This window comes from Streptomyces sp. KLMMK (genome assembly GCF_036961605.1).
Taxonomy (GTDB): domain Bacteria; phylum Actinomycetota; class Actinomycetes; order Streptomycetales; family Streptomycetaceae; genus Streptomyces; species Streptomyces telluris.
The window spans coordinates 17,566-33,826 of the sequence record NZ_JBAMDC010000023.1; the positions used below are offsets into that span (position 1 = coordinate 17,566).

A 16,261-nucleotide genomic window follows, 5' to 3' on the forward strand; every position below is an offset into this window, starting at 1 on the left:
CCTGCGGGCCCGCCCGGCAGCAGGGGGCGCGCGGGTGCCGGGAGCGCCTACGGCAGCCCGTGGACGTGCGGCCCCACCGCGCCGGACCAGGCGTTGCCGGCCGCGGCGTCCCAGTTCGTGGACCACGTCATCGCCCCGCGGATCCCGGGATACGCCTTCGACGGCTTGAACGCGCCGCAGCCCGTGCCCTTCGCCAGGCAGTCCAGGGCGTTGTTGACGACGGACGGGGAGACGTAGCCGCCGCCCGCCGCGCGCGGTGAGGCGGGCAGGCCCAGACCGACCTGCGAGGGGTCGAGGCCGCCTTCGAGCTGGATGCAGGCGAGCGCGGTGAGGAAGTCGACGGACCCCTGCGCGTACACCTTCCCGTCGCAGCCGTTCATGGAGCCGCTGTTGTAGTACTGCATGTTGACGACGGTCAGGATGTCCTTGATGTTGAGGGCCGTGCGGAAGTAGCCCGCCGACGTCGACTGCATGTCGATCGTCTGCGGCGCCATGGTGATGACGAGCTTGCTGCCCGCCTTCGCCGAGAGCGCGCGCAGCGCCTGCGTCATATAGGTCGGGTTGAGGCCGTTCTCGAGGTCGATGTCGACGCCGTCGAACCCGTACTCCTGCATCAGGGCGTGGACGCTGTCCGCGAAGCGGGCGGCGGAGGCGGCATCGTTGACGGTGACCGTGCCGCGTTCGCCGCCGATGGAGATGACGACGCTCTTGCCGGCCGCCTGCTTGGCGGCGATGTCGGCCTTGAACTGCGCCTCGGAGTAGTTCAGGGCGGGATCGAGCCGGAAGTCGACCGCGCCCGGCGCCGCCGTCGCATCGGCGAAGGCGACGGCGATGATGTCGTACTGGCTCTGCACGTCACTGATCTTCTGGACGGTGGCGCCGTTGCTGAAGTTCTGCCAGTAGCCGGTCACCGCGTGCTTGGGCACCGAGGGCCCGCCCGGTCCGGGGCCGGGGTCGCCGCCGGCGGTGGTCGTGGCGGTCACCGCGGCCGACCTGGGCGATTCCCCGGCCGCGTTGGTGGCGGTCACCTCGAACCGGTACGAGGTGGAGGCCGCGAGTCCGCCGACCGTCGCCGAAGTCCCGTCGGCCGAAGCGACCTTGGCGCCGTCGCGGTAGACGTTGTACCCCGTGGCCCCGGCGACCGCGTCCCAGGACAAGGCCACGGAGGAGGCGGTCACGGCCCCCGTCTTGAGCCCGCCCGGAGCGCCCGGCACCGGTTCGCCGGGCTCGCCGCCGCCGGGCCCCGTGAGGGTGATGTCGTCGGCGAAGTAGGGGGCCTGCCCGTACCACCCGTGGGTGTAGACGGTGACGGAGGTGGTGGAGGGCCCGGTGGTGAAGGAAGTGGAGAGCTGCTGCCACGTACCGGCGGACGGCGTCCACGTCGAGACGTCGGTGGTGCCGGTCCCGCCGGCGCCGAGGTGGACGTAGGAGCCCTGAACCCAGGCGGCCAGCGTGTACGACGAATTGGGCCGCACGCTGACCACCTGCGCACACCGGGCGTTGTCGCCTCCGGCGGGTGCCGCCTTCAACGCCCCGCTCCCACCGTGCACGGGCGCCCCGACGACGGCCCCGCTGCCACCGGAACAGGACCACCCGGCAAGCCCGGCCTCGAACCCGGGATTCTTGGCCAGATTGCCTTCGGCGGTGGCGGCATGAGCATCGGCGGTGGCGGTGGCGAGGGCGGGAAGCCCGGCCAGAACGAGGCCGGCGGCCATGAGGAGGGGGGTGCGGGATCTGCGCCGTCTACGGCGAGATGGGCGTGACTGATCCACTGGTGCCTCCGGTGGGGAGTGGGGATCGAGAGGTCGGGGAGGAGGGACGGCGGCCACCGTATGGGCGTACAAGTTGGTCCAGACCATTAGCCGTGTCAAGGGTTCGGACGGACACCGGGCCGCCCTGGGCGCCTGCTTAAGGTGAGGGCATGACCACCCTGATCGTCCTCCTGCTCTTCATGGCGGGCACCACGTGGGTTCTCTACAAGTGCACCCGCGAATTGCTGACCTCGCTGCGGTCGGTCTTCTTCGGGCAGCGGGCGGAGGGCCGCTGCGTGCGCAGCTACGGGACGGAGGGGTCCGACGGCTTCACGCGCATGCACTACGTCTACGGCTTCACCACCGCCGACGGCCGGGCAGTGGAGTTCGAGGAACCCACCATGCTCATGCGGGAAGGCAAAAAGGTCACCGTCCGCTACCGGGCGGACGACCCGGAGCGGACGGCGACCATTACCGGACCGCGCACCCTGTCTCCCGTGATCGGGAGCGCTTTCGGGGTGCTGCTGAGCGGTGCGTTCTTCCTGCTGAGTGCAGTACTGCTCTGGCTTTACGTGGTGAAGGTCTGGCCGAAGCAGTAGAGGGATTTGAGCGGGGCGGGTCAGCCCGTCACCTTGACGGACTTGATGACCCCGTCCAGATCGTCCTGCGAGAGCTTCCCCTTCGGCGCGGTGATGCGCACCACCCAAGGACGGTCGTCCTTGTCCATGCCGACGATGTCGACGGCGGTCATTTCCGTGTCCCGGGGAGGAGAGTCGTCCTCGCCGCTGGACTTGAACTCGTGATCGATGCGCACGGCCTTGCCGGTCCCGGCGACCTTGATGTCCTCTTTGCCCTTGGGCGTGCCGCCGAGTTCGTACGGTGCCTCCGCGCCGGTCACCGCCATATCGAGGTCGCTGGTCTTCATGAATTTCACCTGGGCCACGATGCGGGCGACGGTCTTGCCGCCCTCCACCAGATCGGCTTCGGCCGTGGCGGTCTTGGGCAGCTTGTCCTTCGCCAGCTCCTTGAAGCCCTTCGGATAGGCGACGCTGACCTGCTGCGCGTCAAGCGTCCGCCACCCCTCCGGGACGGCTGCCTCGGCGCTCTTCTCACTACCGCAGCCGACCACGAGAGCGCCCAGGAGGGCGGTGGTCGCGGCGGCTGCCGTGGCGCGGCGTGCGGTGGTGGTGATCATTGAGGGCTCACTCTCTGTGGGACTGTCCGGCAGGGTACGGCTCCGGGCTCACGCCCGAAGCCGCTACTTCGAGCAGAGCGTCATCGGCACATAACTCCGCTTGCCGTCCTGCGGAGCACCGAGGAACTCCGCGTCCTCCTGGCGGACCTTCTCCTTGCTGCCCTCGAAGTTCGCCGTGTAGCCGAAGGAGGCCATGCCCAGGTTGAGCTCGGCGCCGAATTCCGCCGCATCGGTCACGCCGTCGTAGGTGAGCTTGCTGGACCGGCCCTCGTCGAACATCAGCTGACCGAACTTGTCCTCGTCGCCGGGCCGGTTCGTGGCCGCCTCGTCGGAAAGCAGCATCTCCAGCGGCTTGCCGTACTTGCTGTTGCCGTTCAGCCAATTCTGGGCGGTCTTCTGCTTGTCCGGGGTGTTGAGCTCGATCGTGGTGGTGACGACCTCGGTCACGCTGTCCTTCGCCGAGGCGCTGCCCGATCCCTTGTGCTTGGACTTTCCCGCGTTCTTGTTGTCCTTGCCCTTCTTGTTCTTGTCCGGGACCTTTTCGTCGTCGGAGGCTTCCTGCTTGCCGCCCCCCTTGCCGGACACCTCCTCGGTGCGGGTCATGATGATCCGCTTCAGCTTCCCGTCCTTGTCACGGGTGACCGTGAGGGCTCCGGTGACGCCGGCTCCGTACTCCGCGGAAGCCTTGCTCCCGCCGGCACTGCCCTCGGCGGTCCCGGCGCCCTCCACCTTGAACGCGAAGGTCTTGGACGTCGTGTTGTTGATACCGTCCTTGGTGATCGTCGCGGTGGGCGCCACCTTGACCTTGCCGCCGAGCTTGCCCGTGATCTGGTCGTCGATCGAGCCGGACATCTTGAGTTCGCCCGCTCCCTCGAGTCCTACCGAACCGTAGGACAGATGACCGGCGTTGATGGTGTTGTTGACTTCCCTCTGCAGCTCCAGATAGCGCTTCGCGCTGTTGGAGGCCACCAGGGGAGAATCCCTGGCGTACTGCATTCCGGCCTTCGCGCTCTCCAGGCTCTCCAGCTTGTCGCGGAACTTGTCCGCCTCCTCCTGGCTGTCGAATTGCCAGGTGTCGCCCGTCGTCACCTTCACGCTCGCGGACAGCTCGACCTCGGACTCGCCCTCCTCGTCGAGCTTGCCGACCTTCGCGCCCCACTTGGGGGAGTAGGCGACGCCGGCCTTTCCGGCCTCGCTGAAGGTGAGCCGGACCTTGTCCTTGTACACGGGCTTCCCGTCCTTGCCCAGGACGGGGTTCCCCTTGTCGTCGACCTCGCGGACCTTGAACTTCTGCTGCTGGAAGCCGTACTCGTTGCCGAACTTGAACCAGGCGAGCTTCACTTCGTGGCCCGCCGTGCTGCTGGTGTTGGCGGTGTTGCACATCGTCGGTTCGAAATAGGAATCGGGTTTCCTCGCGGCTTCGATCTCGCGCGGTGTCTTGCAACTGCCACCGACGGCCTGGCAGATCTTCGCCTTGATGGTGTCGGCGACGCTCTTGCCCACGCTGGTGGCGACCACGCTGGCCATCACCGCCACGACCACCACGACCGTGCCGATGTATTCGGTCGCGGTCACTCCCAGGTCGTTCCAGGGGTAGTCCGCACTGCCGCCGCCCGACCGGGGCAGCCGGCCGAGCACGAGCCCGGCGGCACCGCCCAGGACGAGGGCTGCGGCCACCATGCCGATGCCCTCGGTGACGACGAGATCCCAGCCCTCCACGATGGTCCGCGTGGAGGTGATGACCGGAACTCCCAGTGCGGCCAGGAGATACAGGGGCAGGGAGTCCCTGTGCGGCTCGGGAAGGAGGCGTGCTGCAGCCCAGACGGCCAGCGTGACGTACAGCGTGTTGGGCACGTAGATGATGGCGACCCGCCATCCGAAGGAGGCGAGGTGCTCCCCGGTCGCGAGTTCGTCGAGGATCGCGGCATTGAGCGTCAGCCCGGACGCGAAGAGGACGGCGACCGCCGCCGCCCAGGAGCGCATCAGCGAGAAGAAGACGTTGGACTGCTGCCGGGGTGGCGTCCCATAAGAGTTGTATGCCTGACTGGAGCCGAATCTATTGCCTATGCCGCTCATTCCCCCGAGCCCTCTGTCCTTGATCGTTTGGGCTCACGGTAACCGGCATTGATCAACAGGTCGTGGGCCCGTGGGCCCCATTCGGGGCCCAACGCGACCTAGAGGGCGGGGGTACCTCGGAAGCTGCTTGTGAGCGGCGCTCAGTGGGCGCGCGGGAAGGAAACCTCCACGCGACGGTTCTGCTTGCGGCCCTCTTCGGTGTCGTTGGACGCGACCGGAGCGTCTTCGGCGTAGCCGCGGATCTCGTAGCGGACGTCGGGACCGAGCGACTTGGACAGTTCCTTCTGCACCGCGTCCGCGCGCTGCTTGGAGAGCTCCACCCCGTGCTCGTGCGACCCGAGGTTGTCGGTGAAGCCGAAGACCTGGACCTGCTGGGCGTTCTGCTTCTTGATCTCCTCGGCGATGGTCCTGATGCGATCGTTCGCAGCAGGGTTGAGATCGGCGCTGTCCTTGCCGAAGAGGACCTCGGCCTGGAGCTGGAACTTCACGTCCGAGTTGGTATCGGCCCGCTGCTCCTCACCGCCTTCGTCACCCACGATGCTCTTGATGTCGAGCACCTTGGGGGGTCCGAGGGCCCTTCCCGACTCCAGTTTGAGCCCCGGGTCCTTGGGGTCGATCTTCCCGGTGAAGACGGAGGGGGCGGGGGGGACCTCGTCGGCCAGGGCGGCAGGTGCAGCGGCGACTGTCAGGACAACGGTGAGGGCGGCGGAAAGAGCCCAGGACGGCCCTTGCCTGCGGAACTTTTCCATGGCTTCAGCCATCCGTCAGCGTCAGAGCAACGGACTGGAAGGACGGGATCTGGAGGTCTACCTGGGACGTGGTCTTCGGTGGGGCAGGGAACTGCATGAAGACCTTCTGTTCCGAGTTAGGCTCGATGATGGCCATGCCCACCGAAGCCAGTGGTCGGTTCTCCGTATCCCGCAATGTGTAGTATCGCTTCTTCTCCTTCTCATCCACGAGCGTGGCACCTCCGAGGGAGCTCCCGCCTGCTCCCCGGATCACGTCCAGCTCTGGCCCTGACCACTGCTGGGTGTCGTAGTACTTCCCTTGCCCCGTGTTTTTCAGGTTCCCGTGAACTGTTACGAAACCACCGGCGCTGCGTGTCGCCGAAGTGATGTCCAGGATGATGCCCGCCTGACCCTTGAGCGTGGCAATCACCTTGGAGTTGTCCGACTGCTTGGGCGGGGAGTCCTGCTTGGCCTGTGAATCCTGCTTGTCCCGGCTGTTCCCCTGGGCGCTCCGGCCAGCGTCCGGCTTCTCTTCCTTGCCGTCACTTCCGCAGGCGGACAGCGTCAAGGTGAGTGCCGCCGTCAAGGCGGCACCTACGACAGTCCGACGTGCCCGGGCACGCTGCCACACGCTCATCACTCATCGTCCTCTAGTTGTTGTTCGCAAACTGGCCGCGCATGTTAGTCGGCAAGTCTGACGGAGAACAGGTCCGCCACACCAGGGAGGTTCTTCGCGCCACCGAGGTTCTCCGGGTCGAATTCCCAGGTACGGCCGTCGGAGCAGTGGAGTTGCACTGGCTTCGGCTCGGGCTTCTTGCTCTCTCCCGGGGCCGGAGTCCGGCTCGGTTCCGGCTCTTTGCTCCCCCGAGGGATAGGAGGCCGACCGGGCTCGGGGGAATTGGTCTTCGCAGGGCGCAGCGTGCACACTCTCGGCACGATGACCGCGGTGGCGGTCGCCTCCATGTGACGGTTCCCGGTGCCGGGAACGGCGGATCCGCCGACGGACTTCCTCGACTGCAGCCTGACGGTGAAGCCCGTGCGGCCGTCGTTGAGCGGCCTGCAGTCCTCGGGGCCGTTGCCCATCTGCGCTTCGTTGACTTCTGCGAAGCGCCTCGCTGCCGCGCAGGCCCTCTCGGTGAAGACGTTCCTGCCGTTGAGCGCGCGTTGCCAGGTCGCGGGGTCGGCGAGGGATGCGAGCAGAGTAGTACGAAGTTGCTCGCGTGCGTCCCGTGTCGCAGCCAGGGCGGCCGCGTCCGCTGCCGACTGGGCGCCGTTGCGGGACACGGCTGCCTGGCCGACCGCGACGTAGGCGAACGCGAGGAAGAGCAGGCCCGCCACCACCGTGATGTAGATGGGGAGAGCCTGCCCTGCCTCACTATGCGGTCGTGCTACCCACCGCATCAGGACTACTTGTTGGATTCCTTGGGCTTGGGGGACTGACCGGCGCCACCGGCGTCGCCGCCGCCGCCCTTCTTTCCGGTGTCCACCCCGTCGATCGCTTCCATAATCTTGGTCTTGATTGTCTTGCCGATGTCCGTGAAGCCCGCGATCGCCGCCATGATCGCCACCACGACCACGATCATGCCGATGTACTCCACCGCGGTCTGGCCCTTGGACCGCTCGCGACGGAACATCCGGTCGATGCAGGTGTCCCGCCACTCCACCACGTGCACCTTGGTGTCGACGGCCGCCTTCAGCAGCTTGTCGTTCATGCTCTTCCCCTCCGGCTGCAGCCGGCGTCGTACCGGCCTCTACGTAAGTCCTGGTTCCATCAGCGCCTCCGGTCGCCACCTGACCGGCCTCCCCGACGGCAGCAGAAACGTACGCCGGAACCCCACGTCTGAACATGGGTCCCAAGACCCAAACCCGGGCCCAAAGGCGTGCACCAGCCACCCGCCCGTTCGCGTGGGCCCCCTTCACCCGCCGCTGTGCGTCAGCCATGCGCTCTTCCTCCCCCACGTGTCGTCCCGAGCCAGAGGGCTATGGCCTGACTCCGGTTCTCGGTCTGCAACTTGGTGAAGATGCGGTTGATGTGGTTCTTGACCGTCTTCTCGCTGATGAAGCACGTCGCCGCGATCTCGGCGTTGGTCATCCCTGCGGCGATGAGGTCCATCACCTCCTCCTCCCGCCGGCTCAGCGCGAACTGGGCCGGTTCGGGCGGGGGCGCAGTGGGGCGAGGAGCAGGGTGAGCCGCACCGGGCGCGCCCCTTCCCAAGCCGTCCGGCAGCTCCGCACGGCCGTCCGCCCGCCCCGGCGCCTGCCGTACGTGGGCCAGCAGGGCCGTGGAGGCCGTGGCGGTGAAGTGGGCCCTGCCCTGCTTGATGTTGCGTATGGCCAGGACGAGCTCATCGGCTGTGAACTCCCCGTGCACCAGGTAGCCACCCGCCCCGAGCCGCAGCGCTTCATGCACGATCTCGGCCTCCTGGCTGTACGTCAGCATCAGGACCGTCGTCAGCTGCACGAGGTACGGGAGCGCCGAGATGCCGTCCACTTCGGGCATCCGTACGTCCAGCAGGACGACGTCCGGCCGGAGCCGGTAGGCGGCGTCGTACGCTTCACGGCCGTTTCCGGCCTCCGCGACGACCTCGATGTCCTGGCGCCCGGACAGAAGGGCGGTGAGCCCGGCCCGTACGACGGGGTTGTCGTCCGCGACCACGACGCGGAGCGGGGCGGGCCGGGGAGCCGCGGCGGCCGCGAAGAGGCTCCGGGGATCCTGCGGCTCGGCGGGGCCCGTAGGAGGCGTCGGCGGCCGCCGGGGCGGAAGTGACGGCGGGACATGGGGGTACGGCGGCTGTGCCGGTCGGTGCGACTGCCGGTTCTGCACGGTGTGCCCTCCTCTCGATGAGGGGCGGAAGTGACGGGGGAGGGGGTCTAGCGGGCTGCCGACGGGGCGGTTCGGTCAGGCGCCGGAGGGCCCGCTGCTACGGGCGCCGGGCCCAGTGCCGCGAGCGGAAACTCCAGGCGCACCTCGGTGCCCTCCTGTGCGCTCCCCTTGCCGATGCGGATCCGGGCACCGATGCGGGCCGCCCGCTCCACCATCCCGACCAGACCGAAGTGCCCGCTCCGCTTGAGCTCCTCCAAGGTGGTGCCGGGAGGCAGGCCGCGGCCATCGTCACGGACACTGATGCGCAGGGCTCCCTTGACCACCCCCACGGACACGTCCAGCTTCGAGGGGCCGGCATGGCGGTGGGCGTTCTCCATCGCCTCGGAAGCTATGGTCAGCAGGTGCCGCGCAACGGCATGGGGAACTGCGGGCACAGCGGCGCGGCCGACCGGGCGGCACGAGGCGCTCAGTCCCGAGCGGCGCGCGAAGTCGGCGACGCGGGCGGAGAGTTCGACGGTGACGTCCACTCCTCCGTCCAGGCCCGATTCGCGCCTGAGGTCCGAGAGGAGCTCCCGGGATTCCGCCGCCGCACGGCGCGCCGAACGGCTCACCAGCTCGGCCTGTTCCTTGAGGCGTTTCGGGTCCATGCGGTCGGCGGAGTGGGCCAGGCCGTCGGCGGCCAGCGCCAGCCCGTGCAGGGTCTTGGCCACCGAGTCGTGCATCTCCCGGGCCAGACGGGCGCGTTCGCTCTGCACGGCCTCGCTCACGGCGAGCCGGGACCGGGTGTCGGTCAGCGCTTTGCTGGCCGCGCCGAAGCGCAGCAGGAGGCGCCGCAACGTTACGCCGACCGCCCCGGCGAGGATGCAGACGCCCGGCAGCAGAGCGGCTCCGTCCACGGACAGGTCGACGTGGCGGTCTCCCATGTACGCCAGACCCACGATCATCAGCGTGAGCGACGCGAAGACGGCCGCCCCTCGCCAGCCGTAGACGAGCCCGGCCAGCAGCGGGGTGCAGATGGTCACGTAGGCGAGCGGGCTCTCGGGGGTGGCGGTGAAGAGCATGAGGGCGCCGAAGACGGTGTCCGCGCCCAGCAGCGCCGGGTGCTTGAGCAGCAGCGGCCCGAAGCGCTCCCAGTCGCGGATCAGGACGTACGAGCCCATGAAGGTGAACAGGATCGCCGCCCCGACCAGCCAGGTGGGCCAGCCGCGCCGCACCCCGTACAGAGCGAAGGGAGTCGCGAGCGCGATCATCGCCAGCCGGAAGCCGAAGACCTGTCTGCACAGCGCCTGCAGGGCACTGAGCTGAATTCTGAGCGCCGGTTCGTCGGCCGCGAGCTCTTCGGGCCCGGGAGCACCACCGGAGACGATCGCGGCCGACGAACCGGCGCCCGTGTGGTACGCCGTGGTCACTCTTCCCCCTACCCCAGCAGGCCCGAACCGAGGAACATGCCCGTGCCGATGAGGATCATCGTGGCCGGCACCATGATCATCGTGATGATGGTGGTGGCCTTGGGCACGGCCTTGGCCGCCTTGCGTCGTGCGTTCTGCGCGTCCGTGCGCCGCATGTCGTCAGCGATGGCCATCAGCGTGTCGACGATCGGGGAGCCGAGCTCCTCCCCCTGCTGCAGGGCGGTGACGAACATCGCGACCTGCTCGGAGTCGTTGCGCTTGCGCAGCTCGTCGAAGGCCTGGCGGCGGCTGACGCCCATGTCCATCTGGCGCAGGGTGATGCGGAGCTCGTCGGACCACGGTCCCTCGTACTTCTCGGCCGTGCGGTCGAGGGCCTGCCGGAAGCCGAGGCCCGCGGAGACGACGACGGCGAGGACGTCGAGGAAGTCCGGGAGCGTGCGCTCGATGGCTTCCTTGCGGGCGCGGACGGCCGACCAGAGCCCGACCTCGACCCACACGGCGCCGAAGGCGAACATCACGATCGCCAGCAGCACCTTCCCGCCGGCCAGCATGACCAGGCCGCCGATGCCGCCCGTGAAGCCGTAGACGAAGCGCCGGGCGGCGTACCGGTCGATGGTGAGGCCGCCGGGGTTTCCCGCCATGTCGATGCGGCGGCGGGTCTTGTTCACCCGCTCGGGCCCCATCATGCGCAGCACCATGGGCGCGTAGCGCATGCCCAGGCGGTCGATGAGGGACCCGGCGGCATTGGTCCGGGTGGCGCCGACCTCCAGGGCGACGGCGAGGTCCGCGGGCAGCTTGGCGTCGGCGCGGTAGAGCCGGAGGCCGTAGAAGATCCCGACGATGGAGAGGGCGAAGACGAGTGCGAGCAGGAGTCCCATGGTGCAGCTTCTCTCAGATCTCTCAGGTCTCTCAGACGTCGATCTTGCCGAGGCGGCGGACGAGGAAGAACCCCAGCCCGTAGAGGCCGATGGACACGATCATGGCGCCCTGCCCGATCACCGAACCAGTGATTTTGTCCAGGGCGCCCGGCCAGATGCGGTCCATGACGAGCAGGGCGCCGAGCCCCATGCCGGGAACGATGTACGCCGTCGCGGTGACCTGCGAGAGCTGGGTGCGCACCTCGCGGCGGGTCTCCTTCCGCTCCTCCAGGGTGACAGTGAGGCTGCGCAGCGAGCTGACGACCGTACCGCCCGCCTTGTTGGACAGGACGAGGGTGGTGACGAGGACGACCAGCTCCCGGGACGGCAGGCGCTTGGCGAGTTCGTCCAGTGCGTCGTCGAGGGTGTGGCCGACGGCCAGTTGGTCGGCGACCCTGGCCAGCTCGTCGCCGGCCGGGCTTTCGAGCTCTTCGGCGGCCATGGCGAGGGCGGTGCGCAGGGCCAGCCCGGCCTGGGTGGCGTTGGCGACGACGCGGGAGAGCTCGGGGAGCTGGTTGATGAACCTCTCGTTGCGCTTCTGCCGCTGCCAGTTGAGGTAGGCGAAAGCGCCCCAGAGACCGGCGATCGCCGCGATGGGGCCGAAGAACGGCGCCAGGAGCATGCCGGCGATCACCCACATGCCGACGGTGGCGCCGACCATGCCGACGAAGAACTGCCCGGGCGTGATGCGCAGTCCCGTGGCGGCGAGCCGGCGCTCGATCTTCTTGCCGAACGAGGTCTTGCGGATCCGGCGGTCGATGCCCCGGAAGGCCGGGCGCCGGGCTCCGGTCCGCACCTCCGGGCCCTGCTGGGTGAGCCGGTCGACCAGCGCCTCGCGCTCGGCCTTGCCCGTCGCGTACACGTGCACGCCTACGATCGCGAGCACGCAGCACAGCAGCGTGGCGCCGATCGCCAAGAGTACAAACTTGTCCATGTCCGTTGGCAGACTTCCTACTTGGCTTCTCGCGCGGCGAGCTGATCGTCGGACTCGGCCACTCCGAAGGCGGGCGGGACGGGCTCGTTCTTGAGGTAGAGCCGGTCGGCCACCCTGCGCGGCAGCGGGAAGTAGGCGAAGTCGCCGTACACGACGCCGTCCGCGGACATCGGCCGGGCGGTGAACCGGCTCACCGTGACGAGCTTGTAGTCCTCCCGGCCGCGGGAGTCGAGGATGGCGACCTCGCTGATCTTCCGCGATCCGTCGGCATTGCGGCTCAGCTGGACGATGACGTCCACGGCGCTGTTGATCTGGTCCTTCAGCGCCGCGAAGGGGATCTCGACCTCGGACATCGAGGCCAGTGTCTGCAGACGCATCAGGGCGTCCTCGGCGTTGTTGGCGTGGACGGTGGCCAGGGAGCCGTCGTGGCCGGTGGACATCGCCTGGAGCATGTCGAGCGTCTCGCCGCCGCGGACCTCACCGACGATGATGCGGTCGGGCCGCATGCGGAGCGAGTTGCGGACCAGGTCGCGGATGGTGATCTGGCCCTTGCCCTCGACGTTCGGAGGCCGGGACTCCAGGGTGATGACGTGGTTCTGCTGGAGCCTGAGCTCCGCCGAGTCCTCGATGGTGATGATGCGCTCGTTCTCCGGGATCAGCCCGGAGAGGGCGTTGAGCAGGGTCGTCTTCCCGGAGCCGGTGGCCCCGGAGACGATGACGTTGAACTTGGCACGGACCAGCGCGGACAGCAGCGCCAGCATCTGCTCGTCCAGGGAGCCCAGACCGATCATCTCGCGCAGCGTGTAGGCGCGGGGGAACCGGCGGATGGTCAGCGTCGCGCCCGACAGCGCCAGCGGCGGGATGATCACGTTGACGCGTTCGCCGGAGGGCAGGCGGGCGTCCACCATCGGGTTGGACTCGTCCACGCGGCGGTTGACCGTGGAGACGATGCGCTCGATGGTCTGCATCAGCTGCTCGCCCGAGGCGAAGCGGAGCGGCAGCTGCTCGACGCGGCCGGCGCGCTCCACGAAGATCTGGTCCGGCCCGTTCACCATGATCTCGGTGATGGAGGCGTCCTCGAGGAGCGGCTCCAGGATGCCCAGGCCGAGCGCCTCGTCCACCACCCGGCGGATGAGCTGCGAGCGCTCGTGCGTGGAGAGGACCGGTCCCTCACGGCTGATGATGTGGCCGAGGACGCGCTCCAGCCGGGCCCTGCGCTCGGCGGTCGCGAGCGAGGACATCTCCGCGAGGTCGATCTCCTCGAGCAGCTTGACGCGGTATACCGAGACGAGGTGGTTCTCCTCGTGCTGTGCGCCGCCTGCCTCGGGTGCGTTGATGCGCGCCCTCAGGCTCATATTCGGGGCTCCTTCTGTCTTGTGCTCGGCTGAGGGCGGATCACGGGCGGGTCGGTGCGGATCACGGGCGCGCCGTGTCGCGGGGCATCGTGACGGTCTTGGTGGTGCTGCCCAGGTCGAACCCGATGATCGACGGAATGGACACTTCTGCGGACGCGGTGGCCTCGTCGGCGCCGATCCGGCAACGGATCTCGGTCCTCTTCGCCACCCAGCCGCTGATCGCGGCCTCGCCTGCCGATCGGCACCCGTTCTCCATGCCGGAGCGGCCGGCCGTACGCGCTGCGGCGCGCGCCGCCGTGCCCGCCTGCTCCATCGCGTACATCGCGATGCCCGTCTGGACCACGGCCAGCCCGATCAGGATCAGCACCGGAAGCATGCCGATGAACTCGACCGCCGCCTGCCCCCGGTCCCCGCGACCAGTGCGTCTCGCCATGCCTCATCCCTCCTTCGCCACGGCGGCCCTGCCCCTGACCGGGACGGGGAAGCTCGCGAAGCCCGGGAAGAGCACGGGTACCTCCAGCTCGACTTCGGCCTCGTACAGGCTGCTGCCGTGCGTGTCGCCGCAACGGATGTCGGCGGAGTCCTGCCAGGAAGCGCCGAGGCTGTTCCTCGCTCCGTTCCGGCAGGACGCCTCGCGCTGTCCTTCGGCCGCAGTGGCTCCTCTGTGGGCTCCCCGGTCGGCCGCGTGCCCCGCCTGCGTGTACGTGTAGCCGGCCAGCACGCACTCCCAGAGCAGGATCAGCACCAGGAGGATCAGCGGCAGGATGCCCAGGAACTCGACCGAGACCTGTCCCCGGTCACCCCGTTCACCGTGATCACCCTGCGCAGGGTCGCGGAGCCGCGCAGGCCGGATCCTCATCGCCCGGTCCCGTCCGGCTCGCCGGTCGGGGAGTCCGGAGATATGCCGCCGCCGTCGGCGTCCCCGGGGCGGCCGTCCCCGTGGCGCCGGCGGAATCCCAGTGCCCCCCGGTCGCTGCGGTACCTCGCGCGCCCCTTCCTGCCGGCCGCGTGCTGTGCGGCGCTGCGCACCAGGCCCAGCTCGCCCGCCAGGCCCCACATCGCCTGCTTGACCACGCTCCGGCTGTCGAGGTCCTGCATCCGGCCCGCGTCCACCACGGGCTGCAGGTCCTTGAAGTGGGCGGGTACGGCGGTGCGCGCGATGCGCGTGCCGACGATGCGCTCGATCAGCGGCGGCTGGATCTCGGTGTTGCGTACGGCGCGGTTGACGACGGTGATGATCTCCTCGGCCTTGCGGACCTGGAGCCGCTCCCACATCCGCACCATGCGCTTGGCCGCTCGTACGGCGACGACGTCCGGAGTGAGGACGAGTGCGGCGACGTCCGCGACCTCGATGGCCGCGGTGTTGGCGCCGGTCATCTGGGAGCCGCAGTCGATGACCACGACCTGGTAGCGGCCGCGGAGCGCGCTGACGAGCTGCCGGGCCGTCCGCTCGCTGACCTCCTCGGCGCGCTCTCCGTCACCCGGGGCGAGCAGCAGCCCCATGCCCGTCTCGTGGTTGAAGACGACGTCCTGGAGTACGCGCGGCGTGATGTCGTGGATGTCGGCGAGGTCGGCGACGGACCGCCGGAACTGCACGTCGAGGTACGAGGCGAGGTCCCCGTTCTGCAGGTCCATGTCGACCAGGGCGACGCTGCGGCCGGCCGCCCTGGCGGCGAGCGCCATCTGGATGCTGATGACCGACGTCCCCACCCCGCCCTTGGCGCCCGAGACCGTGACCACCGTGCCGCCGGGACCGCTGGGGGCCCCGACCTCGGCGGTCAGGTGCTTGCGCACGCCGACGGCCCAGTTGCCCGTCGCCCGGACCCGCGCCACGAGCTCGTCGTACGACAGGGGCAGGCCGACCAGGCCGCGCGCACCCGCGTCCATGGCGGCGGAGATCAGTGCGGGGCTGGTGTCCGCCGTGATCAGGATGACCCCGACCGCCGGGAACCGCAGCGCCACCTCGCGTACGAGCTCCAGCGCGGGGACCGGCCCGATCCGCTCGTGGATGAGGACGACCTCGGGAAGGTCGGCCATCGACTCGTGGGCGAGCTGCGTGAGGGTGTCGATGAGCTGGGTGGAGTTGGCTGCCGGCTGGGCGGGGTCGGTGTCCGGGAGCTGGCTGAGCAACGCCGTCACCGAGCGGGCGGCGTCCGCGTCACCGACGGCCGGGAGGATTCTTGTGGCCATCCGTTACCTCACTTGTCGCCGTTCAGGGTGTAGTCCCGCTGGTTCGGCGGGATGGTCGTGTCACTGCCCGGCGCGACGAGCGCGAGACGGACGTGGGAGGCGAAGGACTCGGCGTAGGCGATGCGCTGGGCGTCGAGGGTCTCCAGCGCGAAGGTGATCGGCACGGCCGAGCCGCCGGACTGCGATTCGCCCTGCTTGGGGGCCAGCGGCGTGAGCTTGCCGACGTCGATCACCTTGGCGTTGCTGACGATGACCTTGGAACGGGGCTGGGCGGCGCTCTCCGCGGCGTCGCCCTTGCCGGTCGCGGACTGGAACGTCGCGTAGATGTTCACGGTGGCACCGGGGGTGATCTTTCCTGCGACACCCGTCGCGGCATCGATCATGATCGCGATCTCCTGCTGCCCCGGCTTCAGCGCGGGCCGGTCGGCGATCATGTCGGACTGCAGGAGCGAGCCCGCCTTGAGCGGATTGACCGCTATCTTCCCCGTGACATCGTCCAGGTTGGTCACCGCCGTGCTGGGCAGCCACCGCTTGGGGAGCGAGACCTGCTTGAAGTCCCCGGCCTCCAGCGCCCGGTACGCGGGGACGTCCGCCGCCAGCTCGTACGCCGTGACCTCGGGCCCCACCTTGGAGTCGACGTCGTTGATCACCGAGAGAACACCGATGAATGCGGTGAAGGCGCACACAACGGAAAGGAGGAGCAGCATGATGCCGCGGCGCTGGCGTGAGTTCATGGTTGCGGACTACCTCGTTCAAGGGTGGATTCGGTGAGCAGCGGTGCGGGACGCGCTGGGCCTTGCTCTGTACTCGCTTCGCGTTCGGGAGCGGTGCCGCGAGTGCGCGCCACCTCGGCCGCGCGGCGGCGTGCGGCCGGAACGTGCC

General features: G+C 69.0%; 17 protein-coding genes. 1 reads left to right on the forward strand and 16 read right to left on the reverse strand.

Annotation, left to right across the window (positions count from 1 at the left end; all coding sequences use genetic code 11):
• Window positions 1-47: 47 nt before the first annotated feature.
• Window positions 48-1,715, reverse strand: coding sequence for a chitinase (locus V7793_RS07050; RefSeq protein ID WP_335582046.1), 1,668 nt, complete (start codon window positions 1,713-1,715; stop codon window positions 48-50).
• Window positions 1,716-1,921: 206 nt separating this feature from the next.
• Here V7793_RS07050 and V7793_RS07055 point away from each other — a divergent pair, with 206 nt between their 5' ends.
• Complete coding sequence (locus tag V7793_RS07055; RefSeq protein WP_335582047.1) at window positions 1,922-2,350, forward strand: DUF3592 domain-containing protein; 429 nt, start codon at window positions 1,922-1,924, stop codon at window positions 2,348-2,350.
• A 20-nt stretch (window positions 2,351-2,370) separates the two neighbouring features.
• Here V7793_RS07055 and V7793_RS07060 read toward each other — a convergent pair whose 3' ends face one another.
• From V7793_RS07060 to cpaB, 15 genes are all read right to left on the reverse strand, one after another.
• Window positions 2,371-2,946, reverse strand: a complete 576-nt coding sequence (locus V7793_RS07060; protein ID WP_335582048.1) for a hypothetical protein — start codon at window positions 2,944-2,946, stop codon at window positions 2,371-2,373.
• 63 nt (window positions 2,947-3,009) lie between these two features.
• Entirely contained in the window at window positions 3,010-4,929 is a 1,920-nt protein-coding gene (locus V7793_RS07065) for a hypothetical protein (RefSeq protein WP_335582049.1), read from the reverse strand.
• 233 nt (window positions 4,930-5,162) lie between these two features.
• Window positions 5,163-5,771, reverse strand: a complete 609-nt coding sequence (locus V7793_RS07070; protein ID WP_335582050.1) for an OmpA family protein — start codon at window positions 5,769-5,771, stop codon at window positions 5,163-5,165.
• A gap of 4 nt (window positions 5,772-5,775) precedes the next feature.
• Complete coding sequence (locus V7793_RS07075) at window positions 5,776-6,336, reverse strand: hypothetical protein (RefSeq protein WP_335582051.1); 561 nt, start codon at window positions 6,334-6,336, stop codon at window positions 5,776-5,778.
• A gap of 95 nt (window positions 6,337-6,431) precedes the next feature.
• Entirely contained in the window at window positions 6,432-7,151 is a 720-nt protein-coding gene (locus V7793_RS07080) for a pilus assembly protein TadG-related protein (RefSeq protein ID WP_335582052.1), read from the reverse strand.
• A 5-nt stretch (window positions 7,152-7,156) separates the two neighbouring features.
• Window positions 7,157-7,462, reverse strand: coding sequence for a Flp family type IVb pilin (locus V7793_RS07085; protein ID WP_335582053.1), 306 nt, complete (start codon window positions 7,460-7,462; stop codon window positions 7,157-7,159).
• 221 nt (window positions 7,463-7,683) lie between these two features.
• Complete coding sequence (locus tag V7793_RS07090) at window positions 7,684-8,574, reverse strand: response regulator transcription factor (RefSeq protein ID WP_335582054.1); 891 nt, start codon at window positions 8,572-8,574, stop codon at window positions 7,684-7,686.
• A gap of 47 nt (window positions 8,575-8,621) precedes the next feature.
• On the reverse strand, window positions 8,622-9,983 hold the full coding sequence (locus V7793_RS07095) for a sensor histidine kinase (protein WP_443057859.1): 1,362 nt from the start codon (window positions 9,981-9,983) through the stop codon (window positions 8,622-8,624).
• An 8-nt stretch (window positions 9,984-9,991) separates the two neighbouring features.
• Window positions 9,992-10,861: a DUF5936 domain-containing protein gene (locus V7793_RS07100; RefSeq protein WP_335582055.1), complete on the reverse strand. Its 870-nt coding sequence runs from the start codon at window positions 10,859-10,861 to the stop codon at window positions 9,992-9,994.
• 31 nt (window positions 10,862-10,892) lie between these two features.
• Entirely contained in the window at window positions 10,893-11,834 is a 942-nt protein-coding gene (locus tag V7793_RS07105) for a type II secretion system F family protein (protein WP_335582056.1), read from the reverse strand.
• Between the two features lie 17 nt (window positions 11,835-11,851).
• Window positions 11,852-13,189, reverse strand: a complete 1,338-nt coding sequence (locus tag V7793_RS07110) for a CpaF family protein (RefSeq protein ID WP_335582057.1) — start codon at window positions 13,187-13,189, stop codon at window positions 11,852-11,854.
• Between the two features lie 61 nt (window positions 13,190-13,250).
• Window positions 13,251-13,622 (reverse strand): TadE/TadG family type IV pilus assembly protein, encoded by a 372-nt coding sequence (locus tag V7793_RS07115; RefSeq protein ID WP_335582058.1) that lies wholly within the window; start codon window positions 13,620-13,622, stop codon window positions 13,251-13,253.
• Window positions 13,623-13,625: 3 nt separating this feature from the next.
• Window positions 13,626-14,048, reverse strand: coding sequence for a TadE/TadG family type IV pilus assembly protein (locus V7793_RS07120; protein WP_335582059.1), 423 nt, complete (start codon window positions 14,046-14,048; stop codon window positions 13,626-13,628).
• Window positions 14,045-15,379: an AAA family ATPase gene (locus V7793_RS07125; RefSeq protein ID WP_335582060.1), complete on the reverse strand. Its 1,335-nt coding sequence runs from the start codon at window positions 15,377-15,379 to the stop codon at window positions 14,045-14,047. Before V7793_RS07125 ends, V7793_RS07120 begins: the two co-directional genes overlap by 4 nt.
• A gap of 8 nt (window positions 15,380-15,387) precedes the next feature.
• Entirely contained in the window at window positions 15,388-16,113 is a 726-nt protein-coding gene (cpaB, locus tag V7793_RS07130) for a Flp pilus assembly protein CpaB (protein ID WP_335582061.1), read from the reverse strand.
• Window positions 16,114-16,261 lie beyond the last annotated feature (148 nt).